General features: G+C 59.9%; 26 protein-coding genes and 1 other RNA gene. 6 read left to right on the plus strand and 21 right to left on the minus strand.

Features of this window, described 5'->3' with window-relative positions:
* Position 1: 1 nt before the first annotated feature.
* The 9 genes from yedF to ACTQWD_RS03235 all read right to left on the minus strand — a co-directional run bounded on the left by yedF (position 2) and on the right by ACTQWD_RS03235 (position 8239).
* On the minus strand, positions 2-628 hold the full coding sequence (gene yedF, locus ACTQWD_RS03195) for a sulfurtransferase-like selenium metabolism protein YedF (RefSeq protein ID WP_427747747.1): 627 nt from the start codon (positions 626-628) through the stop codon (positions 2-4).
* Positions 629-688: 60 nt separating this feature from the next.
* A complete protein-coding gene (gene selD / locus ACTQWD_RS03200) occupies positions 689-1738 on the minus strand; it encodes a selenide, water dikinase SelD (RefSeq protein ID WP_441559235.1) in 1050 nt (349 codons plus the stop codon).
* Positions 1739-1822: 84 nt separating this feature from the next.
* Entirely contained in the window at positions 1823-2263 is a 441-nt protein-coding gene (locus ACTQWD_RS03205; protein ID WP_441559236.1) for a BadF/BadG/BcrA/BcrD ATPase family protein, read from the minus strand.
* A 7-nt stretch (positions 2264-2270) separates the two neighbouring features.
* Positions 2271-2621 carry a 2-hydroxyacyl-CoA dehydratase gene (locus tag ACTQWD_RS03210; RefSeq protein WP_441559237.1) on the minus strand — a complete coding sequence of 117 codons (351 nt, stop codon included), beginning with the start codon at positions 2619-2621 and terminating at the stop codon, positions 2271-2273.
* A gap of 116 nt (positions 2622-2737) precedes the next feature.
* Positions 2738-3808 carry a sulfate/molybdate ABC transporter ATP-binding protein gene (locus tag ACTQWD_RS03215; protein WP_441559238.1) on the minus strand — a complete coding sequence of 357 codons (1071 nt, stop codon included), beginning with the start codon at positions 3806-3808 and terminating at the stop codon, positions 2738-2740.
* A gap of 3 nt (positions 3809-3811) precedes the next feature.
* Positions 3812-5293 carry a molybdate ABC transporter permease subunit gene (gene modB, locus ACTQWD_RS03220; RefSeq protein WP_441559239.1) on the minus strand — a complete coding sequence of 494 codons (1482 nt, stop codon included), beginning with the start codon at positions 5291-5293 and terminating at the stop codon, positions 3812-3814.
* 115 nt (positions 5294-5408) lie between these two features.
* Complete coding sequence (modA, locus tag ACTQWD_RS03225) at positions 5409-6281, minus strand: molybdate ABC transporter substrate-binding protein (RefSeq protein WP_441554551.1); 873 nt, start codon at positions 6279-6281, stop codon at positions 5409-5411.
* Between the two features lie 205 nt (positions 6282-6486).
* Positions 6487-6966, minus strand: a complete 480-nt coding sequence (locus tag ACTQWD_RS03230; RefSeq protein WP_441554552.1) for a MogA/MoaB family molybdenum cofactor biosynthesis protein — start codon at positions 6964-6966, stop codon at positions 6487-6489.
* A 10-nt stretch (positions 6967-6976) separates the two neighbouring features.
* Positions 6977-8239, minus strand: coding sequence for a molybdopterin molybdotransferase MoeA (locus ACTQWD_RS03235; protein WP_441554553.1), 1263 nt, complete (start codon positions 8237-8239; stop codon positions 6977-6979).
* A gap of 210 nt (positions 8240-8449) precedes the next feature.
* Here ACTQWD_RS03235 and ACTQWD_RS03240 point away from each other — a divergent pair, with 210 nt between their 5' ends.
* Positions 8450-9871: a chloride channel protein gene (locus ACTQWD_RS03240; protein WP_441559240.1), complete on the plus strand. Its 1422-nt coding sequence runs from the start codon at positions 8450-8452 to the stop codon at positions 9869-9871.
* A gap of 87 nt (positions 9872-9958) precedes the next feature.
* Positions 9959-10921, plus strand: coding sequence for a diacylglycerol/lipid kinase family protein (locus ACTQWD_RS03245; protein WP_441559241.1), 963 nt, complete (start codon positions 9959-9961; stop codon positions 10919-10921).
* Between the two features lie 87 nt (positions 10922-11008).
* On the opposite strand, the gene ACTQWD_RS03250 is transcribed toward ACTQWD_RS03245, so the two are convergent.
* The 4 genes from ACTQWD_RS03250 to ACTQWD_RS03265 form a co-directional block, all read right to left on the minus strand.
* The gene (locus tag ACTQWD_RS03250) at positions 11009-11389 is read right to left on the minus strand and encodes a peptide chain release factor family protein (protein ID WP_441559242.1); all 381 of its coding nucleotides are present in this window, start codon (positions 11387-11389) and stop codon (positions 11009-11011) included.
* An 82-nt stretch (positions 11390-11471) separates the two neighbouring features.
* The gene (locus tag ACTQWD_RS03255; protein ID WP_427727567.1) at positions 11472-12050 is read right to left on the minus strand and encodes a xanthine phosphoribosyltransferase; all 579 of its coding nucleotides are present in this window, start codon (positions 12048-12050) and stop codon (positions 11472-11474) included.
* A gap of 58 nt (positions 12051-12108) precedes the next feature.
* Complete coding sequence (locus tag ACTQWD_RS03260) at positions 12109-12396, minus strand: hypothetical protein (RefSeq protein WP_441559243.1); 288 nt, start codon at positions 12394-12396, stop codon at positions 12109-12111.
* A 141-nt stretch (positions 12397-12537) separates the two neighbouring features.
* A complete protein-coding gene (locus ACTQWD_RS03265) occupies positions 12538-13821 on the minus strand; it encodes an O-acetylhomoserine aminocarboxypropyltransferase/cysteine synthase family protein (protein WP_427719685.1) in 1284 nt (427 codons plus the stop codon).
* Between the two features lie 170 nt (positions 13822-13991).
* On the opposite strand from ACTQWD_RS03265, the gene ACTQWD_RS03270 reads away from it, so the two are divergent.
* Positions 13992-14498 (plus strand): C-GCAxxG-C-C family protein, encoded by a 507-nt coding sequence (locus ACTQWD_RS03270; RefSeq protein ID WP_441559244.1) that lies wholly within the window; start codon positions 13992-13994, stop codon positions 14496-14498.
* Between the two features lie 67 nt (positions 14499-14565).
* Here the strand turns inward: ACTQWD_RS03270 and ACTQWD_RS03275 are convergent, their stop codons facing one another.
* The 3 genes from ACTQWD_RS03275 to rpsA form a co-directional block, all read right to left on the minus strand.
* On the minus strand, positions 14566-15204 hold the full coding sequence (locus ACTQWD_RS03275) for a YigZ family protein (protein WP_195838524.1): 639 nt from the start codon (positions 15202-15204) through the stop codon (positions 14566-14568).
* A 355-nt stretch (positions 15205-15559) separates the two neighbouring features.
* An RNA gene (rnpB, locus tag ACTQWD_RS03280) (RNase P RNA component class A) lies at positions 15560-15921 on the minus strand.
* A gap of 343 nt (positions 15922-16264) precedes the next feature.
* Positions 16265-17431, minus strand: coding sequence for a 30S ribosomal protein S1 (gene rpsA, locus ACTQWD_RS03285; RefSeq protein WP_154515317.1), 1167 nt, complete (start codon positions 17429-17431; stop codon positions 16265-16267).
* Positions 17432-17744: 313 nt separating this feature from the next.
* Between rpsA and ACTQWD_RS03290 the strand changes: the two genes are divergently transcribed.
* Positions 17745-18503, plus strand: a complete 759-nt coding sequence (locus tag ACTQWD_RS03290) for an HAD family hydrolase (protein WP_441559245.1) — start codon at positions 17745-17747, stop codon at positions 18501-18503.
* On the opposite strand, the gene ACTQWD_RS03295 is transcribed toward ACTQWD_RS03290, so the two are convergent.
* Positions 18500-19819 (minus strand): L-cysteine desulfidase family protein, encoded by a 1320-nt coding sequence (locus ACTQWD_RS03295; protein WP_441559246.1) that lies wholly within the window; start codon positions 19817-19819, stop codon positions 18500-18502. The genes ACTQWD_RS03290 and ACTQWD_RS03295 overlap by 4 nt on opposite strands.
* Positions 19820-20089: 270 nt before the next feature.
* On the opposite strand from ACTQWD_RS03295, the gene rpiB reads away from it, so the two are divergent.
* Positions 20090-20557 (plus strand): ribose 5-phosphate isomerase B, encoded by a 468-nt coding sequence (gene rpiB / locus ACTQWD_RS03300; RefSeq protein WP_427719257.1) that lies wholly within the window; start codon positions 20090-20092, stop codon positions 20555-20557.
* A gap of 177 nt (positions 20558-20734) precedes the next feature.
* On the opposite strand, the gene ndk is transcribed toward rpiB, so the two are convergent.
* From ndk to ACTQWD_RS03320, 4 genes are all read right to left on the minus strand, one after another.
* On the minus strand, positions 20735-21139 hold the full coding sequence (gene ndk, locus ACTQWD_RS03305) for a nucleoside-diphosphate kinase (RefSeq protein WP_055251725.1): 405 nt from the start codon (positions 21137-21139) through the stop codon (positions 20735-20737).
* 385 nt (positions 21140-21524) lie between these two features.
* A complete protein-coding gene (gene argH / locus ACTQWD_RS03310; protein WP_441559247.1) occupies positions 21525-22955 on the minus strand; it encodes an argininosuccinate lyase in 1431 nt (476 codons plus the stop codon).
* Between the two features lie 118 nt (positions 22956-23073).
* A complete protein-coding gene (locus ACTQWD_RS03315) occupies positions 23074-23244 on the minus strand; it encodes a hypothetical protein (protein WP_154515301.1) in 171 nt (56 codons plus the stop codon).
* A gap of 234 nt (positions 23245-23478) precedes the next feature.
* Positions 23479-24705 carry an argininosuccinate synthase gene (locus ACTQWD_RS03320; protein WP_035138001.1) on the minus strand — a complete coding sequence of 409 codons (1227 nt, stop codon included), beginning with the start codon at positions 24703-24705 and terminating at the stop codon, positions 23479-23481.
* 554 nt (positions 24706-25259) lie between these two features.
* Between ACTQWD_RS03320 and ACTQWD_RS03325 the strand changes: the two genes are divergently transcribed.
* Complete coding sequence (locus ACTQWD_RS03325) at positions 25260-26087, plus strand: Cof-type HAD-IIB family hydrolase (RefSeq protein ID WP_441559248.1); 828 nt, start codon at positions 25260-25262, stop codon at positions 26085-26087.
* Positions 26088-26360: the final 273 nt, after the last annotated feature.

Raw genomic sequence — 26360 nt, forward strand, 5'->3', positions numbered from 1 at the left:
GCTACGGGCGCACGACGCGCACGGCCTGCTCCATCTTCTCCACGATCACGTACATGTTGGTGACCTCGCCCACCGCAAGCTGGTCTTTAATGCCAAAATGGTCCAGGCAGGTACCGCAGGTGAGAATCTCGACGCCCTGCTCGGCCAGGCCCTTCAGGTCATCGAGCACCGGCGAGCCCTCGACGGTGAGCTTGGCGCCGCCATTGTAGAACAGCATGGTCGCGGGCAGCTCCTCCTGCTGCGTCACGGCAAAGATAAACGCCTTCATGAGCTTGTGGCCCAGCTCGTCGTCGCCGCGGCCCATGCAGTCGGTGTAGACGGAAATGACGAGCTTGCCCTTGCCGGCGCTGGCATCACAGAAGGCAGCACCGTCCTGCTCGGGGTCCGCAACGGCCACGGCACCGGCGGTCGCCACGGTCACGTGCCACTCGGCGTCAGAAACCTTCTCGAACGAGGCCGTGCAGCCCTTCTCCTGCGCCATCTTGGAGATGTTCTTGACGGCGGTCTCGTTATCGACCGAGGTCACGACAACGCCCTCGCCATCGAGCTGCTTCAGGGCTTTGAGTGTCTTGACGACGGGCAGCGGGCAGGCATCGCCCATGGCATTGACTTCAATCTTGGTAGACATAGCTTTTCCTTTCGAAAGAACCGTTCTAGAGAACGGTAAACAGTTACATAAACGTGCGGGCTAGCGGACAACGTGGACGGCAGAACCGCCCGGCACCGGCTCGCACACGCGGCCGACGACGGAGGCGATACGTCCTTCGGCATGCAGACGGCGCGCAAGCTCATCCACATCGGCAGCAGGTGCCGCGATAAGCAGGCCGCCCGAGGTCTGCGGATCGTACAGCGCGTCGAGCATCCCCGGCTCCAGACCATCGTCGACTGCCACGCGCGGGCCAAAGAAGTCCTGGTTGCGGTAGGCGCCGGCAGGGATAATGCCAAGGCGTGCCATGTCGAGCACCTGGTCAAAGAGCGGCACCGCCCCCGACACAAGCTCAATCTGCACGCCCGAGCCCTCGGCCATCTCGCACGCATGTCCGATCAGGCCAAAGCCCGTGATGTCGGTGCAGCCATGAAGCTCGAGGTCCTCGGCCAGACGAATCGGAGCCTCGTTGAGGGTCCGCATCGAGTCAAACATGGCTGCGGCCTCGTCCTGTTCGATGAGCTCGCCCTTAATGGCCGTAGTGATGATGCCCGAGCCGATCGCCTTGGTCAGCAGCAGAACATCGCCTACGCGTGCGCCGCTGTTGGCGAGCATACGGTCAAGCGCGACAAAGCCACTCACGGACAGGCCGTACTTGGGCTCGTCGTCGTTGATGGTGTGGCCGCCCGCGATGGCACAGCAGGCCTCGACGCACTTGTCGGCGCCGCCCGCCAGAATCTGGCCGGCAACCTCAACGCCCAGGCAACTGGGTATGCAAAGCAGGTTCATGGCATGGCTCGGCCGTCCGCCCATGGCGTATATGTCCGACAGCGAGTTTGCCGCGGCGATCTGGCCAAACAGGAACGGGTCATCGACCATCGGTGGGAAGAAGTCGATGGACTGCACGAGGCCCAAGTTATCGCCAACGCGGAAGACGCTCGCATCGTCGGAGGTATCGAACCCCACGAGCAGGTTGTCGTTATGCACATTGGGTAAGTCGCCCAGGACCTGGGCGAGGGCTCCAGGAGCCAACTTAGCGGCTCAACCGCTCGCGGCAGTCATCTGCGTGAGCTTCATGAGATCGTCAGCCATCGATACCTCCTCTCATCGGTCAATCAGTTCCTCCCAGTATACGCATGACGGCGCCGAGAGCGGGCAATTTATCGCACCGGCCCCCTACGCGAGCGCCTGGGCTCGAATGGCCGCGCCGATGGCACCGGCAAAGCGGGCCTGGGGCGAGGTGGTGACTGGCGAGCCCACCAATGCGCCAAGACGCTCGACGACATAGGCGTTTTCGCACAGACCACCGGTCAGATAGTACGGGGCGCCCGCGGCTTGCGAGGCCATGGTCGCCGCACGCGACACGACGCTGTCGATCACGCCACGCGCAATGTTCTCGCGCGGCTCGCCGCGGCCGATCAGACTAATGACCTCGCTCTCGGCAAACACCGTGCACATGCTGCTGATCTTGGTGGGCTCGCCGGAACGCGCCAGGTCGGCAGCCACGTCATAGCCAGCCGCTGCCAGTGCCTCGCGCAGCCGCTCGGAAGCATCGACCGAGGAGAACCCGGTTGGCTGCACGCAGGTCCACGTCACCGAATCCACCCCATCGACCACAGCGGCCTTAGCCGCCGTAGAAGCCCTCGAGCTCCTCCTTGAGCAGGCGGCACTCCTCGTACCAGCCTTCACGCTCGTAGGCGCGGTCGCGACCCTGAGGAAGATGCAGAATGTGCGTGCGCTTAAGCTCCCCCAGCAGCTCGTACATCTTCTTCTTGCCGTCACAGGTGGTCTCGCCGATGATCATGTCGCTAAAGTACGTAAACGGGCACTTTTGCGAGCAGGCAAAGCCGTACGTCGACTTGATGAGCGGACACAGATTTGCCGGCAGCACCTTCTCGCCCTCGGGAATCACCTCGTCGGACGTACCACACAGAGCCACGCTTGCAGCCCCCGCGGCATCGTCGTACGACAGCATCGTGTGCCGTCGTTTAATAAATAATTATCTTAATTGATAAGAGTTTGTCATCCCTCATTCGGCGAACGGTAAGGCAAAGCCGCCGAGACTTATATCCCCGACGGCATTACCCGGCGCTATCGACAGACCAAATGGATCCTACTGGCATCAAAATGCATGCGCAGCGTCTCGCCTGCTTGTGGCAGCTCGTCGACAGGTACGCTCACCTTGTTGACCTTCCACTGCAGACGCGTTGGCGCATCGACGCGCGGTACGTCCAGCAGCACCAGGCGCTCAAAGCGCGAATCGCTCACTCGGGCCACGTGCAAATCATAGCTGTTGCGGCCCCGCTCGGCACGGTTGTCCACATGGAAGTAACTTGCGCGAATGCCCAGGTACACCACATTATCGGGAACCTCGCGACCCACGTTAAAGGTCATGCCCCAGTCGAGGGCCTCAACTTCTTCGTCGCCGATCTTGCGCGCCCGGCTTGTGTTCTTGCAGCCCGTCAGACGCAGTGCCGCCAGCGTCTGCGGACGGCGGACCACGTCCTCGACGGATCCGATCTCCTCCACATGCCCGTTATGCATCACGCAGATGCGCTGGCAGAGGCGGCACGCTTCGTCGATGTCGTGGCTCACGTAGAGCACGGTGCGGTTGCAGACATCGAACAAGTCGAGCATGTTCTGCTCGAGGGCGCTCTTAAGATAGGAATCGAGCGCGCTCATGGGCTCGTCGAACATAAAAATGCCCGGATGCGCCGCCACCATGCGGGCGAGCGCCACGCGTTGCTGCTGCCCGCCCGAAAGGCGCGCGGGGTAGCGGTCGGCAAAATCGGCCAGGCCGAAAATGCCCAGATAGCGCTCGGCGAGCTTTTTGCGCGCGGCGGCGTCGCCCGCATCCTTTACGCCGGCGCATACGTTATCGGCCACCGTCATGTTGGGAAAGAGCTGATAGTTTTGGAACAGCAGGGCACACTTGCGCTCCTGAGGCGACAGGTTGATGCCCGCCGCCGAGTCAAAGAAGGTCATGCCGTTGACGACGATCTTGCCCTCGTCGGGCGTCTCCACGCCGGCAATGCAGCGCAGCGTGCAGCTCTTGCCGCAGCCCGAGGCGCCCAGCAGCGCCACACGCTCCTCGCCGGCCTCAAGCTGCATGTCGAGCGTAAACCCGGGATAGTGCTTTTTGATATCCAAAACGAGTGACATGGCCTATCGACCTCCCTGCAAAGCGGCATCATCGCGCATGAGCTCGGCCAGCGCCTCGCGATCGATACGCAAGGCATCGCCGCCCGCCGGGTCGAGCGAATCGCCCCGTCCGGCGAGATCCTTGGCCTGCTTGCGCTCCGCACGGGAAAGGCCGCGCTCGCGATACTTTTGCGAATGCGCAGTGTACATGTTGATGAACAGGATGACTAGGAAACTAAACATGATCACGACGGCGACCCAAAAGAGGGCCACCGACGTATTGCCGCCCATCCATTCAAAGTAAATCGCAATCGGAATGGTCTGCGTAATACCGGCGTAGTTGCCCGCAAAGAACAGCGTGCAGCCAAACTCGCCCATTGCGCGGGCAAAGGCGAGCACCGTGCCGGCGGCGATGGAGGGCCAGCCGAGCGGCATCATAAGCTTGGCAAAGATACGACGTTCGGACCATCCCAGCGTGCGCGCCGCATCGAGCATCTGCGTGTCGAGGCTCTCGAAGGCACCGAGTGCCGTACGATAGACGAGCGGGAACGACACCACCACGGCAGATATCACCGCCGCCGGCCACGTAAAGACGATCGAGATGCCGTGCGCGATAAGCCACTGGCCCACCCCGGTCGAGCGGCCAAACAGCATGAGGAGCAGAAAGCCGCAGACCGTGGGCGGCAGCACCATAGGAATCGTAAAAACCGAATCGAGCAGGCCCTTGATGCGACTCGAGGTACCCATAGTCTTCCACGCGGCGAACAGCCCCAGCGCAAAGGAGATCAGCAGGGCAAGGCCGCTCGTTTTTATGGACACCCAAAACGGGCGATAGTCGATGTCGCCCAAGAAGGCTGCGGCGCGCTCCGCCAGCGACGGCGGCACCGTCGTCGACACGTCCGCATACCGCACGAGGGCGGCGTTATCGCTCCACAGGACGCCGTCACCCAAATCTAGCTCGGCATTCGCGGCGTCGGCGGCATTCACTACCGTGTAGTAATCGCCGTTGCCGCCCTTCACCTTAAACTGATAGCGGTAATCGCTCTGCACCAGCGCGTTATCCGAGGTAAAGACCCATTCGAGATTAGAGTCCTCCAGCAACGCCCCACCCATGGAGTGCGACTTGTCGAGCCCCACGAGCATCTTCTTGAGCGCCTTTTGGTCATCTGCCTTTGAGATATCGAGCCCCGCGTCTTTGGCGGCATGGGCGTCGAGCCAGACCACGATGCTCTCAGGCGTCGTCACCGTCACGAGGGTCGTCTTCTTGTAGATAGGAAAACGGTAGCCCTCGGGCTGACCCGCAAACGAACGGGCCGTGCCCTTGGCATTGCGCTCAAACGCGTTGAGGCCAAACCCGACGCCATCGATAAGCGCGGAATCTTCGGTCGCCTGGCGGCCATCGGCGGTGGTAAAGAGCGCCTCGGCCCGAGCAACCCCGGGCGGTGCGGTCAGCACGCACAGAACCGCAGCCAGCACGGCGAGCAGGCGAATCGTTTTCCTTGACACGGGCGACTCCTCAAACACAGGGCAACGGCGCGCGGACACGCCGGTTCAATCAAGAGGGCGGGCGATCGCGAGAACGCCCGCCCTCAAGCATATCGTTATGCAGCGATGTTGCGAACTACGCGGAAAGCTCAAAGCCGTACTTAGCCCAAATCTTCTGGGCTTTCTTGTTGGTCAGGCAGAAGTCGATGAACGCCTTGGCCTCGTCGGCGTGCTCGGAGCTCTCGGCGACAGCGCCGGGATACACGATGGTCTTGTGCGAGTCCTCGGGGCACACGAAGGCCTCCTCGATGCCGTCGTAGCGGAAGATATCGGAGCTGTAGACAAAACCGGCCACGCAGTCGCCCGTAGAGACGTAAGACGCAGCGGTGCCGACCTTGTCGGCCAGAGCCACCTTGTCGGCGAGATCGGGCGCATACTCGCCGTCGTCGCCCTCGGTGCCGGTGTAGAGACCCACAGAAGCCAGCGCCTGGTTGGCGTACTTGCCGGCGGGAACGATCTTGGCGTCACCGATGGCGATCTTGCCGTCCAGGTTCGCGACGTCGGCGATGGCCTCGACCCTGGTGTCGGAGCCCTCGGCACGAATGACCACGAGGTCATTGACGAACATGTCCTCACGCGTGTCGGCGTCGACGAGCTCGGCGGCCTCGGCGTCGTCCATGGTGCCCTTGGAGGCCGTGATGAGTACGTCGACGGCGGCACCGGCGCGCATCTGCTCGACAAGGTCGCCAGACGCCTTAAACTGCGTGTCGGCAAACGTGGTGCCGGTCTGGTCGGTATAGAGCACCTGAACCTCGGGCAGGGCCTTCTCGAGCGAGTTGGCGGCAAAGACCTGCAGCTCGACAGCCTTCTTGGACGAAATCTTGGCGGAGCCGGCATCGGAGCCAGTCGGCCCAGACGTCTTGTTGCCGGAACAGCCGGCAAGCCCAAGGCCGGCAGCGGCGACAGCGGAAAGTGAAACGAACCCGCGGCGAGAAACCGTATCGAACATGTTCAACCCTTTCGAACGCTACGCCCGGGCACCCCGCCGCAAGCTTTATTCTGTTACTAGATTATACTTTTGCACGGATAGTGTTTGTGATAAATATTTCTCGTCTAATAATTTTCCTTTACCGATAACCACGAGACGGCCCGCACTGTCGCTGCATAAAAAAGGCGGAGCAGCCCGTAAGGTCACTCCGCCGCAGGTAATGCGCTTATTTGGCGTGCCTGCCCCCCGCCGTCATTTGAGCTGCGTGCTCCAGCTGGTCGCTCACAGCCTCCCAGCTTTCGCGGGCCGCTTTCGTTGATCCCGGAAAGTTGATGACAAGCGTATGCCCACGCTGCATGCACACGGCGCGCGAAAGCATAGCGCGGCGCGTCTTGGTCATGGAGTACGCACGGATTGCCTCTGCAATACCCGGTACATCGCGGTCGCAGACGGCACGCGTCGCCTCGGGCGTCACGTCGCGCATCGAAAGGCCCGTGCCGCCGCAGGTGAGCACGACATTGGCGTGGCACTCATCGGCCGCTTCCACAATGGCATCACCGATCTCGCTGACGTCGTCGCGCACGACCACATGCGAGGCGACCGTCCAGCCCTGCGCCGCGATGAGTTCCTCGAGCGCAGTACCCGCCTCGTCCTGGGCAAGATCGCGCGTATCCGAGCACGTCACAATCGAAATCTTCAACTCCATAGCGTTCCTCCTATAGCACCGCGCCCTCAGGTAAGTCGACACGCACGACATCCACGACGTCGCCCGCCCTGAGGTCACACGGGCCTTCGTCAATACGCAGCAGGCAGTTGGCCCGCTGCATCGTGCCGAGCAGCGCCGAATTCTGCGTCTTGGCCTCGGTCACCAACAGCTCACCGGTCTCGGGGTCGCGCAAAACCGTGGCACGATCGAAGAAGCGGCGATGCTGTCGCTTCTTCACGCCGTGTGTGAGCTTCGCCTGCTGCACGGGACGCACGCCCTCGGCAAAGCCGCGCATCTTGCGGATCGCCGGGCGGGCAAGCATCTCAAAGCCCACATACGCCGCCGCGGGATTGCCCGAAAGTCCCAAATATGGCTTGCCCCCAAGCAGGCCAAACGTGATGGCCTTGCCGGGACGCATCGAGATGCGGTCGAACAGCACCTCGCCCTCGCGCCGAACGAGCGCCGTCACATAGTCGTAATCACCCGCAGAGGCGCCACCACTCGTAATGACAAAATCGCACTCCTGCGCGGCGCGATGCACCAGCTCGGCAATCGCCTGCTCATCATCGGGCGCAATGCCGTAGAACACGGGCTCGGCTCCTGCATCGAGCGCCTCGGCCATCAACGCCGACGAGTTGGAGTCGCGAATCTGCCCGCGCGCCGGCACGTTACTCGGTGCGACCAGTTCCGTCCCCAGCGAGATAATGCCCACGCGCGGCGCGGCATGCACCTTCACGCTCGCATACCCGGCGCTCGCCAGCAAGCCGGCGCCCGCCGGAGCCACAACCTCTCCAGCGTACATCACGACGTCGCCAGTATGCGCTTCCTCAGCAGCCGATCGAACGTTCTCCCCCACCTTGGCAGGCGCCGAGAATCTCACACGCGAACCCTCGTTGCCGTCACCGTCGAGCACATCGACAATCTCGTACTTCACCACGGCATCGGCACCTTCGGGTACCGGCGCGCCCGTCATGATACGAACCGTGTCGCCCGCGCCGATTGCGCCCTCAAAGACATGGCCCGCCGCCTCGTGCCCCACGACAGAAAGCGTCACGGGCGCATCGGTGGACGCTTTGGCGAGGTCGACGGCGCGCACGGCATATCCGTCCATAGCGCTGTTAGCAAACGGCGAAATGTCGATATCGGCCACCGCGTCCTCGGCCAAGGGAAGACCGGCAGCCTGCCACACGGGAATCTCGACGAGATCGGTCGGAGCAACGTGCGACAGAACAATCGACTGCGCGTCCTCCAGCGGAATGAGCTTCTCTGCCATATGCACCTCTTAATGCCACAGCGCACAACGGGGGCGCCAATTCTTTATGCTTGTCTCAGTATAATCCCCTGCCGCACGACGGCGAAACGACCCACGTTCTCGAATACATCTGTCGACCGCAAGCCGCGAAACAGAACCGAAACCGACCTGCCGGTTTGTCACGTTTGGCACGTTCTATAATGCTCGTGTTGCAACCTAAAAGAGGAACGTATGGCTTTTACCGACAAACCCGAAAGCGCAAACGAGGCGCAGGATCATTCCCAGCCGCTCGACGACGACGGCTTTTTCTCCCTGAACGACGTCATCATGGCAGGCAGGCAACAGCTCACCCGCTCCGAGCATCTCTTGGCTGCCGACACGCGCCGCAATGCCCACAACCTACTCGCGAGCGCTAAGTTGCTCGTACTCGTCGTCATCGTCTCGCTCGCCATGGGCGTTGCCGCTTGGGCGTTTTTGGCCTCGTTGAATATCGCGACCGACTATCGCGAGCACCATACGTGGATTTACGCGCTGCTTCCCGTTGTGGGCGTTGCCACCGCATGGGTGTACAAAAACCACGGTCTTGCCGCCAAACGCGGTAACAACCTGGTCATCGACTCCGCTCTGGGCACACGCCTCATCCATAAGCGCATGGCCGTCCTCACCTTCGTCTGCTCCACGCTCACGCACCTAACGGGCGGATCGGCCGGTCGCGAGGGAGCCGCGGTGCAGATTGGCGGCACCATCGCCAGCAACATCTCAAGCCTCGCCCACCTCAAAAAGCATGACCACCACGACCTCATGCTCGCCGGCATCTCGTCGGCCTTTGGCGCCGTATTCGGTTCGCCCCTTGCCGGAGCTTTCTTTGGCATGGAGATGTGCTTTATCGGCAAGATCGACTACACCGCAGGGATCTACTGCCTGGTCGCCTCGTTTACCGGCTACTTTACATCACTCGCCCTGGGTACCGAGTACGAAGCGAATGCCATCGCCAGCGTTCCCGCCATGACGCCCAAAACGGTCGTTATCGTTGTTATCAGCGCCATTATCTTCGGTCTGACGGCACGCCTCTTTGCCTGGTCGGTTCGAACCGTCAAGAGCCTGTACGGTCGCTTTATCACCAATTACCTCGTTCGCGCGCTTATAGGCGCACTCGTGGTTTTGGCTGTCTATGTTCTCCTCGACGCCTGGGACTACGCCGGCCTTTCCACGTGGCTTTCGGGCGCCGGGTTTGCCGGCAACACCACCCTCGCCGACGCCGCCATCAAGCTCGTCGTAACGGCACTCACCCTGGGTGCCGGTTTCCAAGGCGGCGAGGTCACGCCCCTGTTTGGCATCGGTGCGGCACTCGGTGGCTGGATCGGTTGCCTTACCGGGCTCGACCCCAGCTTTCTGGCGGCTCTCGGCATGCTCGGCGTGTTCTGTGCCGGCCTTAACGTGCCCATCACCACCTGCATGATGGCCATCGACCTGTTCCACGGCACGGCCGCCGGGTTCTTTGTCATCGTGGCCTTTATCAGCTATCTCGCCGGCGGACACCGCGGCGTGTACCCTGCCCAGCGCATCATCTCACCCAAGCGCCGTTCGCTTATAGTGGATGAGGGCGGTACGGTAGCGGATGCTATCGAGCGCCACAACGACCTGATAGAGTAGACGTAAGTATTCGCCGTGCAGCCACAATCGGGGGGCAATTCGACCCGAGCGCGACCGCACCGTCACGCCATATGCCGGGAGTCGCCCATGCACGCAACTGATTTTGGTCGCACGCTCATCATCGCCAACCCAGCCGCCCAATCGGGTGCGGCGCGCGAAGTTGCCGAGCGCCTGCAACGCTTTTTGGACATGACTGCACGCGCATCCCAGTTTGACCTGGTATTGACCGAGCGTATGGGGCACGCCAAGGAGCTGGCCGCACAGGCTCAGGGCTATCGCACCGTTATCGCCCTTGGCGGCGACGGCGTGATCCACGAGGTCGTCAACGGACTTATGGCACAAAAGGAGGACCCCCGCCCCGCTCTTGCCATCCTACCCGTGGGTTCCGGCAACGATTTTGCCCAAACGCTCGGTATAGAAGATTTCTCCGGCAAGGATTTTGGCGCGCTGCTCACCTGCGAGCCGCAGCGTCAGGACATCGGTCGCATTCGCTCATGGAACCCCGCAAGCGGTAGCGGCGAGGCTTCCGTTGAGTACTACGACCAGACGCTCTCCGTCGGTATTGACGCCGCCATCGGCCTGGGCACCACCGAGCTGCGCAAAAAGACGGGCCTCACCGGCGCTCCGCTCTACACCCTCTCGGGACTTGAACAGTTTGGCCTGCGCTATCGCAACTACCCCATGACAGTCAGCTTTGACGGCGCGCCCGCCGAGCGCGTGAGGGCGATCATCATGGCGATTCAGCTGGGCCCCACCTATGGCTCGGGCTATCGCATCTGTCCCGACGCCGACCCGTGCGACGGCATGCTCGACGTTTGCTACGCCTGCGGCCCCGTTCCGCGCGCGGTCGCGCTTCCCATGTTCCTTTCGGCCAAGGACGGCCACCATACCAAGTTGCCGCCGGTTTGCATGCGCCGCTGCCGCCATGCCGAGCTTACCTTTGAGGAGCCCGACTACCCCATCCAGGCCGACGGCGAACCTGTTATCGCCTCGCGCATCGAAGTCGACATCCTACCCGGCGCCCTCCAAGTCTGGCGTCCAACCCGCTAACCACCCCTATGTTGCGGTGAAATAGGGACTGTTTATGCAGGTAAAGCCGCAAAACAGCCCCTATTTCACCGCAACTTATCGAGAAGATCACTCCTTCCCGCCCGGCTTGCGGCGGTTGGCCTTTTTAATGGCGTTGAAGTGCTTGTCATTAAGTCTGCGCTGGCGAGAGCGCTGAGGCACCTTGGTCTTTACGCGTCGACGCGGTGGACGCCCGCGACGCTCAAGCTCAGCGCGTAGCTTACGCAAACAGCAGCTACGATTTTGGAACTGACTGCGACTCTCGCGCGCCGTCACGGTAATCCCCGTAGGGATATGTTTCATGCGCACCGCCGAGTCCGTCGTGTTCACGCCTTGCCCGCCCGGACCCGTCGCGCGAAACACCTGCACCTCGCAATCGCGCGCCAGCTCCTCGACCGACATCTCGACATAGCGCGCATACTCACGCCATCCCATCTTGTTCTCATCCATATCAACACCCCCCTCATACAAAAAATGTGACAAAGGGACAGTCCCTTTGTCACATCGCATACCAATCGCTTGTGTTGCGAGCCTAGGCGAAGGTGATCTCGCCGTTCTCACAGTCCATATCGGCGATACGGGCCAGGCTCTCAACACGGAAGCCGCGCTCGCGGAGCTTATCGCCACCGCCCTGGAAGCCCTTCTCCACCGCAATGCCAATGCCGGACACCTCGGCACCCGCAGCCTCGCAGATCTTGATAAGACCCTCGAGCGCGCATCCGTTGGCCAGGAAGTCGTCGATAATCAGGACCTTGTCGCCCTCGGACAGGAAGCGCTTGCCAACGATGACCGGGTACTCCTTCTGCTTGGTAAAGGAGTAGATGGTCGTGGCATACTGCTCGCCGTCGAGGTTGATGGACTGCGCTTTCTTGGCAAAGACCACCGGCACGCCGCCAAAATGCTGGGCCGCAATGCAAGCCATGCCAATGCCCGAAGCCTCGATCGTAAGGATCTTGTTAATCTCGACATCCTCGAACAGACGGGCCCACTCGGCGCCCATGTGGTCAAACAGCTCAACGTCGCACTGGTGGTTGAGGAAAGCATCAACCTTAAGGACATTACCGGCCTTTACGATGCCGTCATGGCGAATACGGTCCTCAAGCTCCTGCATGGCGCAACCCCTTCTCACGGCAACGATACCGCGCGATTAATAAACGTTGTTCGATAGTCTACCACGGACCGACCCCCGCCCGCCCCACAAGCCGCATCGCACCACAAAGCCGCATCGCCGCACAAGCCGCAAGCAGATACACCGAGCTTACCAGCTGAATGCGATCGAGGCCCACGCCCAGCTCCTTTTGCATCACGGGCAGCGTCACGGTCACGACGGTCGAATCCAGACACACCATAAACGTCATGATGAGCACCGTAAACAGAATCGCCCATTTGTTCTTGCCATGGGTGTCTCCCTCAAGAGCGATGTGTTCGCGGCGCAGTTGCTCTGCGGTTTTCTCCATATCCATCCTTTCGAGTGGCGCAACACAAAAACGGGGCCCCAATCGCCTGCAAACAGTCGCGATTGGGGCCCCGCCTACGGTATCGGAGCTAAAGGTCGCCGAAGCTTTCTGCCGGCATCGGCGCCTTGCACGAACGCTAGCCTAGCACTGCTCAAGCGCCTGCTCAAGGTCGGCAATCAGATCGGCCGTGTCCTCGAGGCCGCACGACAGGCGCACCATGTCGGCGGAGATACCACAGGCGATAAGCTCCTCATCGTTCATCTGGCGGTGCGTGGCGTTAGCGGGATGCAGGCAGCAAGTGCGGGCGTCGGCCACATGCGTGGCGATCTGAGCGAGCTTGAGGCTCTTCATAAAGGTCTCTGCCGCCGCGCGACCACCGTTAAAGCCAAAGCTCACAACGCCGCAGGTGCCGTTGGGCATGTACTTTTGAGCTAGGTCATAGTACTTGTCGCCCTCCAGACCCGGATAGCTCACGAAGCGCACCTTGGGATGGCTCTGCAGGAACTTGGCAACAGCCAGGCCGTTCTCGCAATGACGCGGCATGCGCACATGCAGGCTCTCGAGCGAGCTGTTCAGGAAAAACGCCGCCTGCGGGTTCTGCATGGGGCCGAGGTCGCGCATGAGCTGAGCGGTTGCCTTGGTAATGAAGGCGCCCTCGCGACCGAACTTCTCGGCATAGGTCACGCCGTGGTAGCTCTCATCGGGCGTGGTGAGACCCGGGAACTTGTCCGCATGGGCCATCCAGTCAAACTGGCCGTGGTCGACGATCACGCCGCCCAGGCAGGCCCCATGTCCATCCATGTACTTGGTGGTGGAGTGCGTAACGATATCGGCGCCCCACTCAAAGGGACGGCACATCACGGGCGTCGGGAAGGTGTTGTCGACCATCAGCGGCACGCCGTGGTCATGCGCGGCCTTGGCAAAGCGCTCAATATCGAGCACGGCAAGGGCGGGGTTGGCGATCGTCTCGCCAAAGACGAGCTTGGTATTGGGCTCAAAGGCTGCCTCGAGCTCCTCATCGGTGCAATCGGGGGCAACGAACGTGCAGGTAACGCCCATACGACCCATGGTATGGGCAAGCAGGTTGTAGGTACCGCCGTAGATGGCCGAGCTTGCGACCACATGATCGCCGGCGCCGGCCACGTTAAAGATCGCGAGGAAGTTCGCGGCCATACCCGAGCTCGTGAGCATCGCAGCGGTGCCGCCCTCCATCTCGCAGATCTTGGCGGCAACCAGATCGCACGTAGGGTTCTGCAGACGGCTGTAGAAATAGCCAGACTCCTCCAGGTCAAACAGCTTGCCCATGTGCTCGGACGTGTCATACTTCCACGTGGTGGACTGGTAGATGGGCACCTGGCGCGGCTCCGCGTCTCCCGGGTGATAGCCGCCCTGAACACATGTCGTACCGATGGTCTGCTCGCTCATATCTAGCTCCCTTGCCTGGGTTACATTTTTATCCGGTTCACGATACCGCTACCCCGCACCCCTCTCAACCCATCCCCAAGGTAGGTTATGAGACAAATCAACCGGGGGCATTTATCGCAGATCTTGGCATTTATTCGATAGATAAAAATGAGGCATACATGAGGCTTTCGATGAACAAATGCATCGGCAAGGGTACCATAGGCGAGTACACCGTTACCGAGGAGACAACGATGAAGCAAATCGATACTGCCCAGCTCGACATCACCGCCTGTCAGGCTCAGGCTGCCGAATACCACGCCCGTGGCTTTAACTGCGCACAGGCCGTCGCCTGCACGCTCGCACCCGCCGTCGGTCTCGACCCCCAGACCGCCTTTATCCTCACCGAGGGCTTTGGCGCCGGCATGGGCGGCATGACCGAGACCTGCGGCGCTATCTCGGGCGCCGTGGCCATCATGGGCGCTGTAATGAGCGACGGCATGGATAACCCCAAGACCAAGGGCCAGACTTACAAGCTGTCGCGCGAAATCGCCAAGCGTTTTAAAACGAAAAACACGACGACCGTCTGCGGCACGCTCAAGGGCATCGGATCGGACAATGGTCCGCTCCGCAGCTGCCCCGGCTGCATCGACGACGCCATCGAGATCGCCTGCGATGTGCTAAAGCAGCTCGCCGATTAAACGGCGGCAACAGAAAACGACGGCCGGCGTGCTTGGGATTCATCCAAAAGCACGCCGGCCGTCGCCGTTAGAACTCGGCAAATTTGGGAGCGCCGACCTCAATCTCCTCGCGCCCCGCCATAAGCTCGCGCATCTTAGCGCAAAACGGTTCCTGCTCCCCCGCCTTAAACACCAAATGAATCGTCACGGCATCCGCGTAATCGGTATCCGAAACCTTGGCACCCGAATCCTGCGCCAAACGAAGCACCTGCTCATACTGCGGATAGGCCACGTGCACGTCAACAGGCACGACGCTCGTCATCTCAACGACCTGCCCTGCCTCCTGAGCAGCTGCCACCGCCGCCTGCGTCGCCGCGGTATAGGCGCGCACCAAGCCACCGGGCCCCAACAGCGTGCCGCCAAAATAGCGCGTCACCACGCAGCAAACATTTTTGAGCCCAGCGCCGCGCAACACCTCGAGCGTCGGCATGCCGCTCGTGCGACTCGGCTCACCGTCATCACTCTGACGCTCGCGTCCATCGACCAAAATCCACGCGGGAACATTGTGTCGAGCGTCGTAATGACGCTTGCGAACCATCTCGATGAAGGCATTCGCCTCATCCTCGGATTCAATATGGACCAGCTGGGCAATAAACCGGCTCTTGCGATCCACAAACTCGCCAGAAGCCTCAATATTCGATCGCAGAGTAAAATAGCTGTCCAACAAAGCCCCTCAACAAAACTAAGCGCGGCAACAAACAGCCTCAATAATACGGCAAAGACAGCACCGTTGTCCTCGCCAACAAGAGCGAAAACGCCAATGATGCCGTCACCAACAGCGAGAACCCGCCAGCGCGAGCAAGGTGCCTTGAAAGACGAGATTGCAACAGAAATGAGGCTGCCGATGACCAGGCAAAAACAGCGAGATGCCAAGAACGGAACCGCCGATGATTCCGTCAACGAAAGCGAGAACCCGTCAGCGCGAGCAAGGTGCCTTGAAAGACGAGGGCATTGACCTTATGGTCATGCCCGAAGGCTTGAAAGGCAGATTGTCGCGCTGACGGGTTCGCAGCGTCAACAAAGTGCCGAGTGGGCCTATAAGCCGGGTTCTGTCGTGAACGGTCATTTATCTTGTCTGCACGTTACCGTGCAGCTCCACGCACGCTACCCGAACGCGGACCGGGCCGGCCCATAGCGTTCCTATTCGCGCTTGCTCCGGATGGGGCTTGCCAAGCCGCCGTGTTGCCACGACGCTGGTGGTCTCTTACACCACCGTTTCAGCTTTTCCCTTTACGCCTTGCGACGCAGGTGGGAGTCTTCTTTTCTGCGGCGCTTTCCGTCGGATCACTCCGCCCGGCCGTTAGCCGGCATCCCGCCCTCTGGAGCCCGGACTTTCCTCACGCGTGCCGCAAGCAGCACATCGCGCGACCGTCTGGCCCACTCAGCAGTGCAAGAGTGTAACACACCGTTGCCGCAGGCAAAGGCACAACACAAGCGTTCGACACGATATACCAAGAACCATGCCATGCAGTACAATAGGGTCGTCGATGGGCAACGTCGCCAGTCGAGACGCGACCGCGCTCCGCACCCCTCCGTCTACTCGGTGCGTTCCCGCCTCCTCCCCGAGGCGGGATGTCGGCATTTTCATGCACCGACAACCCAATAGCCCCCGTGAACAGCCCGGACAGCATTGCGCACGAGTAGCATTGCGCACCTCACCGGCAAACGCAAAAAGGGACCCGTCCATTGCGGACGGATCCCTTAAAGCAAGTGATCGTCAAACCGATTTACTCGGCGTCGGTCTCCTCGTCCTTCTTCTCGGAAGGCAGCGGGGTAACCTCGATCTCGACGCCCAGAGTCTCAGCAGCGGACTTCATAGACAGGGAGATACGACGACGGTCGAGGTCGATCTCCATGACCTTGACCTGAACCTTGTCGCCCACGTGGGTGACCTGAGAAGGCTGGTCGACGTGCTTGTTGGCCATCTCGGAGATGTGCACCAGGCCCTCGATGCCCTCGCCCAGATCGACGAAAGCGCCAAACGGGACAAGCTTGGTCACAGTGCCCTCGACGATAGCGCCGACGGGGTACTTCTTGACCAGTGCGCGCCACGGATCCTCGGTGGTCTGCTTGAGACCCAGGGAGATGCGCTCGCGGTTGAGATCGACGTCGAGAACCTCGACCTCGACCTCCTGGCCGACCTTAACAACCTCGGAAGGATGGTTGACGTGGTTCCAGGAGAGCTCGGAGATGTGGATGAGGCCGTCGATACCGCCGAGGTCGACGAAGGCGCCGAAGTCGACGATGGAGGAAACGGTGCCCTGGAGACGCATGCCAGACTTAAGCTTGGACAGGATCTCGGAACGCTCGGCCTTACGGGACTCCTCAAGCACGACGCGACGGGAGAGAACGACGTTGTTGCGGTTGCGGTCCATCTCGATGACGCGGGCCTCGATGCGGGTGCCCATGTAGGAGGTGAGGTCCTTGACGCGACGGAGGTCGACGAGGGAAGCGGGCAGGAAGCCACGCAGGCCGATGTCGAGGATCAGGCCGCCCTTGACAACCTCGATAACCTCGCCCTCGACGTTCTCGCCGGAGTTGAACTTCTCCTCGATGCGGTTCCAAGCACGCTCGTACTCGGCACGCTTCTTGGAAAGGACCAGACGACCGTCCTTGTCCTCCTTCTGGAGAACCAGGGCCTCGATGGAATCACCGAGTGCAACGATGTCTGCAGGGTTAGCGTCCTTGCGGATGGACAGCTCGCGGACCGGGATAACGCCCTCGGACTTGAATCCGATATCAACGAGCACCTCGTCATGCTCGATCTTAACGACAGTACCGTTAACGAGATCGCCCTCATCAAAGTCGGTAATCGTACCGTCGATGAGGTTGTTCATCTCCTCCTCGTTGACATCGTCAAGAGAGAAAATGGACGAGTTCTGAATCTCACTCAAAGGTGGACCCCTTTCGAACTACGGGGCCCCGATTGCTAGGACCTACAGAAGGGTGCGACAAGCACACAACGTTTAGGAACACTCGGGAGCCGACAGATACTAATGTGACGCTTATGCAATCACGTTCGTATAGGTTACGTGGAAATCACTTCGATTTCAAGCGTGAACTGCGATTTTTTACTCGTATGGAGACTTTTTCGCAATCTTGTGAACGACCGTCTCCATAAGTTGACGATAAGCAGTTGAGTATACGGCTTTGGGGTAAAGTATCCGGAGCCAACGTTCTAAACGATTTTTCGAGAAAGGTGCCCGCGTGCTCAAAGCAGTCGTTTTCGATATGGACGAGACGCTTCTCAGCATCAATCTCAACGCGTTTATCCTTCGCTATTTTAAGGATGTCTCGTCAATGCTCGCGGATATCGGACGATGCAGCCGCGGTGGTACGATGGCACGCCTCGGCACCATCCTGGTCGACCTCAACGCCAATCGCCGAAGCGGCACGGACAATCGCACCAATCTTGAGTTTTACCGCACCGAGGTCGAGCGCAGGTGCGGCATCTGCCTCTCGGACCCACTCATCTATGAGGCTTTTATCTACTATGAACGCGAAGTTCTCCCGTACAAGAATGACGATGCCATCAATGCCCACGCCATGCCGGGTGCACACGCCGCACTCCAGGCTGTACGGGACGCAGGACTGCGTTGCGCACTCTTTACCAACCCCAGCTTTCCCCAGGGGGCCATCGAATGCCGCATGGGTTGGGGTGACCTGGCCGACGCCCCCTTTGAGCTCGTGACGCACATGGGAAACGCCACCCGTTGCAAGCCCGATGCCACCTATTACCTGGAGCAGCTGCAGGCCATGGGGCTCGAACCGCACGAGGTCCTTATGGTGGGCAACGACCCCAAGCGCGACTTCCCCAGCCCCGCCTGCGGTATTCAAACTGCCTATGTTGGCCAGGGAAAACCCAGTCGAGCCACCTGGCGCGGAACCATGGAAGACTTCGCCCGCGACTTTAACGCCGTAATCGATGCCTTCTACGAGCACCAAGTAGCCAACGAACTGTCCTAACAAACTTGGGTTTTGCCGATCATAATGTTGAGGATCTCGACGTCGGTGTCCTTCATACCCACGCGACCCACATAGCCCATGCTGGCGATCGTCTGCTCAACGGTATCTTGGATCAGGCCCTCGCCGGCGCGGAAGCCGCGGCCCTGCATGGCCATATCGTGGCCCAGAATCGCCGCATCAACGGCTGCGGAAATCTTGGCGGCACAGCTCGCCTTGGCGCCATCGCACACGATGCCGCCCACGTTGCCGAGCGTATTCGAGACCGTCGCGCCGATCTGATCACGCGTGCCACCGCACAGCCAGGTAATCGCAGCGCCGGCACCGCACGCGGCGCAAATAGCACCGCAAAACGCCGAAAGTTCACCAATATAGCTTTTGATATGCACGGCAATAAGATCGGACAGCATCACGGCGCGCACCAAGCGCTCGTGGTCGCAGCGCAGGTACTCGGCATATTCCATAACGGGCAATGCACAGGTAATGCCCTGATTGCCCGAGCCGCACACAATGGCGACCGGCAGTGCGCAGCCGTTCATGCGGGCGTCGGACCCGGCGGCTGCACGGGCACGGGCACGGCAGGCGACGTCATCGGCACGAGCGCCCAGCAGCGTACGGCCCACCTCGGCACCCCAAGCGTGCGCCAAGCCCTCTGCGCTAATGGCACCGTTCAGCTCGATCTGACGCTCAACGGCAGCGCGAGCACCCTCAACATCGCCGTCCTCAATAAAGTCGATGATGGTCTCAATCGACATGGGCGTGTCGGCGCTATCTGCCGTGCGCTCGGCCACCACGCGCTCGGCGCAGGCGGCACACTCCCCCACCGACTTGCCGCATACCGGAATACCGTCGAGTGTATGGCACGTGACATTGGTGTGGTGGTCGGTAATCTCAACGACCGCGGTATGCCCCCCGGCTGTGGCAGTCACCTTGATGTAGAGGTTGGGCACGCCCTCGACAAGCGACACATCGCAGTAGCCGGCATCGGCGAGGAGCTCGGCTACGCGAGCACGGTCTTTATCGTCAACACTCTCGAGCACCTCGAGCGCGCTCTTGGCGTCGCCGCCCACGGCACCCAGCACGGCCGCGGCTTCAATACCATGCATACCGCCCGAGTTAGGCACGGTCACGCTCTTTACGTTCTTGATGATGTTGCCCGAGCAGGCAACATCCATATGATCGGGTTCGCAACCGAGCGTCAGGCTCGCCAGCGCCGCTGCATAGGCAACGGCAATGGGCTCGGTGCAGCCGAGCGCACAGACAAGCTCACGGTTCAAAACATCGCAAAACGCGGTATCACGAAGGGAATCGGCAGGCATAGGTATCTCCTACTTGTATAACGGGCTGGGCTCTCAAAATAGTTCGCTATTATTATTTGATAACAATGCATCAAAAACCACAACCATGGTTCCGGCGGACGGCGCTCAAGCACAAATTGGCGGCATTATTCATGAGAAGCCGGTCTTATTGCATGCTAAAGCGTTTGAGCAAAAAACGCCCGAGCGTTTAAACAAAAGTCGCGCTATCATGCAGTCGAACGCGGTAAAACCTTTAGCAATCTCGCCGCACAGACCAGAGAGGAAGCATCCATGAAGATCGGTATCGGTAACGACCACGCCGCCGTCGAGCTCAAGAACATCATCTCCGAGCACCTGAAGGAGCGCGGCTGCGAGGTCGTGAACTTTGGCACCGACACCTCCGAGAGCTTTGACTACCCCATCGCCGGCTACAAGGTGGGTAAGGCCGTTGCCAACGGCGACGTCGACCTGGGCATCCTCATCTGTGGCACCGGCGTCGGAATTAGCCTGGCTGCCAACAAGGTCGAGGGCGTACGCGCCGTCGTGTGCTCCGAGCCCTTCAGCGCCAAGCTCTCCCGCATGCACAACAACACCAACGTGCTCGCCTTTGGTGCCCGCGTCGTGGGCTCCGAACTCGCCAAGATGATTGTCGACGAGTGGCTCGACGCCGAGTTTGAGGGCGGCCGCCACGAGCGTCGCGTCAATCTCATCAACGAGATCGACCAGACCCGCGGACTCAAGGTCGTCGACGAGGCCTAAAGACTTACAACACCATACGTTAACGACAGCCCCCGTCCGGAACACACATTCGGACGGGGGCTGTTTAGTAGATTTTTGGGATATACCTAGAAATCTACTGGAATAAAAAGGGCGCCGCGGATGGAATTCCGCGGCGCCAAAGCCACACGCTAACAGCTTTGAGGAGTCAAAGCTGGTTTAGCCAAAGAAGCGCTTGATCTCGATCTCGGCGTTCTCCAGGCAGTCGGAGCCGTGGATCACGTTGGCGTTGACATCGACAGCGAAGTCGCCGCGAATGGTGCCGGGGGCAGCGTCAAGCGGGTTGGTAGCGCCCATAAGGGTGCGCATCTTGGAGACAGCGGAGAGACCGGAAACGACCATCTTGACGACCGGACCGCTCGTCATAAAGTCGCAGAGACCGCCAAAGAAGGGCTTGTCCGCCAGATGGGCGTAGTGCTCCTCGACGGTAGCACGCTCGAGCGTGGTCATCTCCATGCGTTCGATGACAAGGCCGCTACGCTCAATGCGAGCGACGATCTCGCCGATCTTGCGATCGCGCACAGCGTCGGGCTTAATCATGATGAAGGTCTTCTCGATAGCCATAAGGTAGCCTTTCAAGTAGGTTCGCGCGTGCCCAAGTCCCATTCCGGCACCCGCCTGGACTGCATCGTAACAGAGTTTTAGCTGCAGTTAAACAAAAAACTGTTTATTGAAACACTACAATTTATTAAAACGTTCCATATGTGTCACTTCTGTTTCGAAGCCCGATTAGAGTACCATCCGACCGCGCATCAACCGAACCGAACCGAGCGGACGGTCGGTTGCCGCCCGTGAACGTACCCCCTTCACAACCTGCCCAAAGGTCCTACAGAAGTTCTCGACAAGCCCCTTCCCCATTACAACAAAATACGGGCGCCTGCAGCAACAGACGCCCGTAAAAGCAAAAACGATTTATCAATAAATAGCCAAAGCCGCTTCAACTAAACCCTTACTTTGCCCCGTGGCCCATCTCGACGACCTTGGTCAGCGATCCAAGCACACCTTCGTCGGCAACGAGTTGTGCCTGGGCACGCTGCAGCTGCACGGCAACGGCGGCAGGGGCGGTACCGCCCTCGGTCGTGCGTGCAGCGACAATCGACGGGATGTCGAGCGCCTCGGTAATGTCGTGCTCAAAGAGCGGGCTTGCCTCTTGGAACACCTCAAACGGCAGGTCCTCAAGATTGCAGTCGCGCTTCTCGCACATCAGGACCAAATGGCCCACCACGGCGTGGGCCTCGCGGAACGGCAGGCCACGCTTGGCCAGGTAATCGGCAACATCGGTGGCGGCAAGGTGCCCCACGCCGCACTCGCGCGCCATGGCATCCTCGTTGACGGTCCAGGTCGAAATCATACCGGCCATAACGGACAGGCACCGCATGAGCGTATGGGCGGTATCGAGCGCGCCCTCCTTGTCCTCCTGCAAGTCCTTGTTATAGGCGAGCGGCAGGCCCTTCATGGTCACGAGCAGCTGCACCAGGTTGCCATAGACTCGGCCGCTCTTGCCGCGGATAAGCTCGGCAAAATCGGGGTTCTTCTTCTGCGGCATGATGGACGAGCCAGTGGAATACGAGTCGGAAAGCGTGATAAAGCCAAATTCGGAGCTCGACCACAGCACGATCTCCTCGGAAAGACGCGACAGGTGCATCGCCATGACGGAGCCGGCGTAATGCAGATCGAGGAGGAAATCACGATCGGAAACCGCATCGAGCGAGTTGGGAATCACGCCCGCAAAGCCAAGTTCGGCGGCCGTCATCTGACGATCGAGCGGATAGCTCGTACCGGCAAGCGCGGCAGCGCCCAGCGGGCAGTTGTCGGCAGCATCAAAGGCGGCCTTCAGGCGTGTAAAGTCGCGCGCGAACATCCAAGAATACGCCAGCAGATGATGCGACAGCAGCACGGGCTGAGCATGCTGCATGTGCGTGTAACCCGGCAGAATCACCTTGTCGTACTGTTTGGCCGCATCCACCAGCACGTGGCGCAGCTCAAGATTGGCCTCCATGAGCTCCTTGGCCAGCGCCTTGACGCCCAGGCGCGTATCGGTCGCCACCTGGTCGTTGCGCGAACGCCCGGTATGCAGGCGCTTGCCCGCCTCGCCGATGCGACGGGTCAGCTCGCTCTCGATGGACATATGAATGTCCTCGTCGTTGATATCGAAGGTAAAGTTGCCGGCATCGATATCCTGTTCGATTGCGGTCAGACCCTCGGCAATCGCCTGCTCGTCCTTTGCACTGATAACGCCTTGGGCCGCCAGCATCTTGGCATGTGCCTTAGAGCCAGCGATATCCTGCTTATAGAGATGTTTGTCGACCGGCAGCGACGCGCCAAACTCCTGCGTGACCTCGGCCACGCCTGTCTCAAAACGACCGCCCCAAAGAGCCATGGAACCGTCCCCTTTCTCTAAATACCAAAACAAGCGCCCAAAGCAAAGCGCCATGTCGCTAAAGCGATTTATCAACCGCTAGTTTTGCACATTCCCCACCGAGCGCGAGACCATGTGGCTAATTTGCAAAGAAGTGACGCACCAGGCACTTGGCGCCCATCGACTCCCGCCAGCCGTTGCTTGCCGAGCCGTCAATCCATGCCTTCAGGCTCATGGGGACATCCTCGACCTTTGCAGCATCGAACTCGGGCGCGAGGGCAAGTAAAGCATGCGCGATAGCATTGAACATAATGGATACTCCTCAGATATATATAGGCGCAGAGCCGCCAAATTGATAGAAGGAGCCCCGCCGGACAACCCCGGCGGGGCTCGGACTCAGCCGCAGACGCGGCATCATATATGCGGGCGGAATGTAGGGGCCACCGATGTTAAGAAGTGTCAGCAAGCATAACGAAAGGTAGGGACCCCATGCGCCCGTTATGTATCACGCGGATGGGCCGCGCGGATACCAAGGGAGAAAGACTTAAGCCTGGGCGGCAGCAGAGCTGGGACCCTGGACCTTGGCCCACGTCTTGAGCGACAGCGTGTCGATCTCGATAAAGCCGGCGCTGGCCTTCTCGTCAAACGTGGTGTCGCGGTCGTAGGTGGCCAGACCGTAGTCATAGAGGCTGAAGGGGCTCTTGCGGCCGACAACATGGCAGTTGCCCTTAAAGAACTTCAGACGAACGGTACCGGTCACGAACTTCTGGGTATCGGCCATAAAGGCGTCGAGTGCGTTTTTGAGCGGGCTGTACCACTGGCCGTTGTACACGGCGGTGGCCCAATCCTGCTCGAGCTTAATCTTGGTCTTGAGCAGATCGCCCTCGACACAAATATCCTCGAGCGCCTTGTGGGCGGTGATAAGCGTCAGGGCGCCGGGAACCTCATAGCACTCGCGGCTCTTGAGGCCCACCAGGCGATCCTCGACCAGGTCGAGACGACCAAAGCCGTTATCGCCCGAAATCTTGTTGAGGGCGATGACGATCTCGGAGAGCTTCATCTTCTTGCCGTCGACGGCGACGGGCTTGCCGGCCTCAAACTCAATCTCGGTGTAGGTCGGGGTGTCGGGCGTGTCCTCGGGATTCTTGGTCATAACCCAGGCGTCGTCGAGCGGCTCGTTCCAGGGATCCTCCAGGTGGCCGCACTCAATGGCACGACCCCACAGGTTGTCGTCGATGGAATAGGGGTTGTCGTTGGCACCCTCGGGAACCGGCACGTTGTGGGCGTGAGCATAGGCGACCTCGTCGGGACGGCACTTCAGATCCCACTCGCGAACCGGGGCGATAACCTTAAGCTCGGGGTCGAGGGCCTTGACGGCAGCCTCAAAACGAACCTGGTCGTTACCCTTGCCGGTGCAGCCGTGGGCGACGTAGGTCGCGCCAAACTCGTGGGCGACCTCGACAAGCTTCTTGGCGAGCAGCGGGCGAGACAGAGCGGAAAGCAGCGGGTACTTGTTCTCGTACATGGAATTTGCGGCGATGGCCTTGGTCAGGAACTCATCGGAGAACTCATCGCGCAGGTCGAGCACCTGGCAATCAAGAACGCCCAGGTCGAGTGCTTTCTGTTTCTTGGCATCCAGGCCGGTCTCCTCCTGGCCCACGTTGCCGCAAACGCAAACGACATCGAGATTCTTCTCGTCCTGGAGCCACTTGACACATACGGATGTATCAAGTCCACCAGAATATGCGAGAACGACTTTTTCCTTGCTCATGGCTGTTTCCTTTCGCCCTTGATAGCTAGTTAGAACATCGGTCAGTTGCAAGTCATTTCAAGGTCACATATCGTGCAATATCAGGTTAAATAGCAAAAATCAGCACATACATGCCCTAGAAACATGCAGCAATGTCGTGCTAAAACCCAACGACCTTAAAATGACTCTGTTGAGGCAATTCGCCCCATGCGGACAGAGACGATTGTTATCGTCGTCGGGAAATTGCGCGCTGGCGTCGGATGGCATTGTCTGCAGTGGTTATGATCTTTACGAACTGCATCTGCCTCTCCTTTCACCTATCGCCGGGCGCAATTCTAATATCGCAAACGGTACCTTTTCCTCGGTAAGCGGCTCTTTTGCCGTCTCCGTTTTCGATGGTCGCTATATTACGCTAAAGTGCCCGCTGCACAAGCGACAAATTCAAATTTCTGAAAAGTTTTTTCATTAGTTTGTGAAATGCAGTGCAAATACGCTCCGTTCCTGCGAAAATACGCCTGATTACGGGTTGATGGTTATAACGTCTGAAACAATTTCGAAACGAAAGGCTCGCTTTTATGCAAACTTACGAATCGGACGCCAATATCGGAAACATTAAGCTCATCGCCGTCGACATGGACAAGACGCTGCTGACCGACGAGCGCGTGCTGCCGCAAGGCCTTGACGAACGCCTGGACAAGCTCGCCGAAGCCGGCATCGTATTCTGCCCCGCCAGTGGACGTCCCGCCCCCAAGCTCGAGGAGATGTTTGAGGACATCAAGAGCCGCATCGCTTTTTGCCCCGATAACGGCGCGTGCGTGATATATCGCGGCAACTATATCTATAAGAGCAATATCGATGTGGCGCTGTATCAACAGGTGCTCGCTCGTGCCTCGGAGGATTCTCGCGCCGTTCCCGTCCTGTGCTGCTTCGACGAGTTCTACGTGCTTGCCCGCGACCATCAATACCACGACGAGATCAGCGTCTACTACAACACAATCAACTACGTCGACAGCTTTGAGGGCATTGATTTCGAGTCCAACAAGATTTCGATCTTCTTCCCCGCCTACGACGCTGAGTCTGCGTTCCGCGAGACCTATAACCCCGCGTTCTCGGATCAGCTCTACGTCACCAATGCGGGCCGCGAGTGGATCGACTTTATGAATCTGGGCGTCGACAAGGGCGCCGGCGTCGCGCACCTGTGCGAGCACTTGGGCATCGATATCGCCGATGCCGCCGCCGTGGGCGACACCTACAACGATATCCCTATGCTCGAGCGCGTCGGGCATAGCTTTATCGTGGACAATGCCGAGGAGCATATGAACGCGCATGCTAAATGGCGCATTCCGAGCAACAACGACGGGGGCGTACTGACGCTCATCGACGCCATCTTGGCGGCTCGGTAATCTATCTCGTCGCCATGCCCGGGGCCGGCCGTTTGATTTTTGCTCGGTCAGGTCCTGGGCTCGCTCGAAGGCCACATTAAGTGGCCTTCGGCTCGTGCGGAATCTACAAAAATCAAACGGCCGGCCCCGGGCATGGCTATGTTGACTTGCTTGCCGCCTAGATGGTGACGCATAATTTCTTTCGCAAATTGACAACCGCATAGCGGAACACGGCCCGCGCCCCGTCATATGATTTCTAGCGACTAAACAACAAATCACCGACGAAGGGGGCAC

The organism is Collinsella sp. LCP19S3_B6 (assembly GCF_052121815.1).
GTDB lineage: Bacteria > Actinomycetota > Coriobacteriia > Coriobacteriales > Coriobacteriaceae > Collinsella.

Bases quoted from the DNA above. Each gene is read 5' to 3' on its own strand.
- yedF (WP_427747747.1), bottom strand. From the start codon at position 628: ATGTCTACCAAGATTGAAGTCAATGCCATGGGCGATGCCTGCCCGCTG.
- ACTQWD_RS03210 (WP_441559237.1), bottom strand. From the start codon at position 2,621: ATGCTGTCGTACGACGATGCCGCGGGGGCTGCAAGCGTGGCTCTGTGT.
- ACTQWD_RS03215 (WP_441559238.1), bottom strand. From the start codon at position 3,808: ATGTCACTCGTTTTGGATATCAAAAAGCACTATCCCGGGTTTACGCTC.
- modA (WP_441554551.1), bottom strand. From the start codon at position 6,281: ATGTTCGATACGGTTTCTCGCCGCGGGTTCGTTTCACTTTCCGCTGTC.
- ACTQWD_RS03230 (WP_441554552.1), bottom strand. From the start codon at position 6,966: ATGGAGTTGAAGATTTCGATTGTGACGTGCTCGGATACGCGCGATCTT.
- ACTQWD_RS03235 (WP_441554553.1), bottom strand. From the start codon at position 8,239: ATGGCAGAGAAGCTCATTCCGCTGGAGGACGCGCAGTCGATTGTTCTG.
- ACTQWD_RS03240 (WP_441559240.1), top strand. From the start codon at position 8,450: ATGGCTTTTACCGACAAACCCGAAAGCGCAAACGAGGCGCAGGATCAT.
- ACTQWD_RS03245 (WP_441559241.1), top strand. From the start codon at position 9,959: ATGCACGCAACTGATTTTGGTCGCACGCTCATCATCGCCAACCCAGCC.
- ACTQWD_RS03250 (WP_441559242.1), bottom strand. From the start codon at position 11,389: ATGGATGAGAACAAGATGGGATGGCGTGAGTATGCGCGCTATGTCGAG.
- ACTQWD_RS03255 (WP_427727567.1), bottom strand. From the start codon at position 12,050: ATGCAGGAGCTTGAGGACCGTATTCGCCATGACGGCATCGTAAAGGCC.
- ACTQWD_RS03260 (WP_441559243.1), bottom strand. From the start codon at position 12,396: ATGGAGAAAACCGCAGAGCAACTGCGCCGCGAACACATCGCTCTTGAG.
- ACTQWD_RS03265 (WP_427719685.1), bottom strand. From the start codon at position 13,821: ATGAGCGAGCAGACCATCGGTACGACATGTGTTCAGGGCGGCTATCAC.
- ACTQWD_RS03270 (WP_441559244.1), top strand. From the start codon at position 13,992: ATGAACAAATGCATCGGCAAGGGTACCATAGGCGAGTACACCGTTACC.
- ACTQWD_RS03295 (WP_441559246.1), bottom strand. From the start codon at position 19,819: ATGCCTGCCGATTCCCTTCGTGATACCGCGTTTTGCGATGTTTTGAAC.
- rpiB (WP_427719257.1), top strand. From the start codon at position 20,090: ATGAAGATCGGTATCGGTAACGACCACGCCGCCGTCGAGCTCAAGAAC.
- ndk (WP_055251725.1), bottom strand. From the start codon at position 21,139: ATGGCTATCGAGAAGACCTTCATCATGATTAAGCCCGACGCTGTGCGC.
- argH (WP_441559247.1), bottom strand. From the start codon at position 22,955: ATGGCTCTTTGGGGCGGTCGTTTTGAGACAGGCGTGGCCGAGGTCACG.
- ACTQWD_RS03315 (WP_154515301.1), bottom strand. From the start codon at position 23,244: ATGTTCAATGCTATCGCGCATGCTTTACTTGCCCTCGCGCCCGAGTTC.
- ACTQWD_RS03320 (WP_035138001.1), bottom strand. From the start codon at position 24,705: ATGAGCAAGGAAAAAGTCGTTCTCGCATATTCTGGTGGACTTGATACA.
- ACTQWD_RS03325 (WP_441559248.1), top strand. From the start codon at position 25,260: ATGCAAACTTACGAATCGGACGCCAATATCGGAAACATTAAGCTCATC.